This is a genomic window from Hydrocoleum sp. CS-953, assembly GCF_002260545.1.
In the GTDB taxonomy this organism is placed as follows: Bacteria; Cyanobacteriota; Cyanobacteriia; order Cyanobacteriales; family Microcoleaceae; genus Trichodesmium.
The window spans coordinates 1-2253 of the sequence record NZ_LGSU01000138.1 but is presented as its reverse complement, the minus strand read 5'-3'; the positions used below and the strand labels follow the sequence as shown (position 1 = coordinate 2253).

The 2253-nt window shown below is 32.6% G+C and carries 1 protein-coding gene; it reads right to left on the bottom strand.

Going from position 1 to position 2253, the window contains the following annotated elements; translation table 11 throughout:
* Window positions 1-211 precede the first annotated feature (211 nt).
* On the bottom strand, window positions 212-1768 hold the full coding sequence (locus tag AFK68_RS00990) for a dynamin family protein (RefSeq protein ID WP_094670924.1): 1557 nt from the start codon (window positions 1766-1768) through the stop codon (window positions 212-214).
* Window positions 1769-2253: the final 485 nt, after the last annotated feature.

The following is a 2253-nucleotide window of genomic DNA, read 5'->3' as shown; positions in this document are numbered from 1 at the left end:
AAGATTCATTTAGCTCATCAATTAATTCATCTAATAATTCATCTACGAAAAGAGTTATTTTTACATCTCTGCCACTTGCTTCTCCTATTTTTTCCAATATTTCTTGTTTTGCTTCTTCAGATAAATTTATTCGACCATCTAAAACTTTTTCAGCTTGCTCTAATCCTTTTATTCCCTCAGAAATAAGACTATTAATCTTATTCCCAAACTGCTAAATTTCTATCATACCCCGCTCAACAGTCAGAAAACTTTCTATTGAGTTTCTGAAATTATTAAAGTAAGTCAAATATTCATTTTCTTCACCTTCTAAAATTGCATCTAAAGCAGCTTGAGCCGAAATAAAATGTAAACGACTCTCATCAGCAATAATCGGTTTTTCTCCCAAGACAAAATTTTCTAATCGTTGTCGAATTTGTTGACGACCTTTTTCAGTTCTGACTAGATCGATAAAATTTACCAACACAAATAAATTATCAGCAGGTAAATCAATTTGATTATTATTTAACTGCAACTTGATACTTTGAATTAACTCTTTTTCTCCTTGAGTTAATGGGCGAGAAGCATTAGTTAAAAAAATCACCGCATCCGTATCTTCTAATAATTTTTGAGTAATCGCTGTACGGTCTGGATGTTCATTTAAACCAGGAGAATCAAGAATTTCTACTCCACTTTTACATAACTCTAACTGTGGATGTTCAAAAAATATCTTTTCTAGCTCCGACTGTGCTAATTCGTCACTCATATTTCCTAAAGCTGCTGATTCTGAAATAGATGCTTTTTCTTGATATTCTGTCAAAGGAATTTCTGCCTTTTTCCCATCTTTATAATGACAAACAACTCGCTGTTGTTCGCCATATTTTAAAACTGTAATCGTGCCACTACAAGGAATTTCTCTGACTGGTTGAATTTCCTCTCCAAGTAAAGCATTTAATAAAGTTGATTTACCTTGACTAAATTCTCCAACAACTGCTACTTGGAATTTTTGAGATTGTAATTTTTTGGAGATTTTACCTAGTTCAACTATTAATGTACTAGGAAGTAAATCTCGGTTAGTACAAGGTTCAAATATTTGATAGATTTCTTGACAGATATTATCTAGTTGTTGTCTGTTTTGTTTAAACTTTTTGAATCCTTCATAAACTACAATTTGTTGAGACTGATTTTTTTGCTTTTGAGTGGGAAAAAGTGTATTTAGCATTTCACTAGCAGCTTTAACAAAAATATTATCTAGCTGATGGAAACGTCCAGGGTTGAGTAAATATTTCACTTCTTCTACAGCTTTTTGGTCAAGATTTCCTTGATGAGTAAATCCTGCCTCTAAAACTGGTAAATGTTCGGCTTTTATACCTAATTTACCGCTCAGAATTTCTAGATACCTTTTCTCTTTTAGAGCCATATCTCCATCGGAAGCAGACATTTCATAACCAAAACTAATTAATAACAATTTTTCTGGTATAGAAAGAGGATCTGTTAATGTCAAAATCGCATTAAATTTAAAGTAAAGCTGTTGCTTTGAAACTTCTTTAAGCATTAACTTAGTTAATTCCCGAACATTTCCTTGAGGGGGAATAAATTTATTAATAGTAATTTTCAGTCTGGCTCTTTCTTCTTCCGCTACCCTTCCATCTGCGTAGATTACACCTATTAAGATTACGACTAGATTTGCCATAAATAATACTGGTGGTGTAATATCTTTTTTAGTCAATTTTTTGCTAGTTATCAGAGACAGTAACTCTATTAATTCAGGACTTATTTTTTTAGTATCCATAGGTCTAGATATTTGATGTTGTATGTGTGTTCTTATTGTATAGTAATCCGTGCTTATGTTTTAATCTTTTATCGTAGGGGTTTGGTCTCAAAACCCAGAGTCCAGTAGGGTGCGTACCCTACTTTTCTAGACATTTTATGTTTCGTTTGTATGGTATTATTATACCTGAGTAGAGGTGATAATAAAAAAAATGCCTAATAAAAGACTATCCTTGGGAAATATCAGAATCTTTCTATAAAAAATTAGAGGAACTATCTGAATTAACAGAAGAACCAATTGACACTCTAATTATTAGAATTATTCCCATGAGAATGCCTTCATAACTAAGAGAAACTAGAGAGTTTAATCAAATGTTAGATACAATTACTCCAGAACAACTGCAGGGTGAAATTGGCTTTGGAGAACCTGTAGGTTGTGAAATAGCCCCCCTTTATAAGCTATCCTTTATCAGGAAATCGTGAAACCTTTGTAGGAGGGTGGGGAGA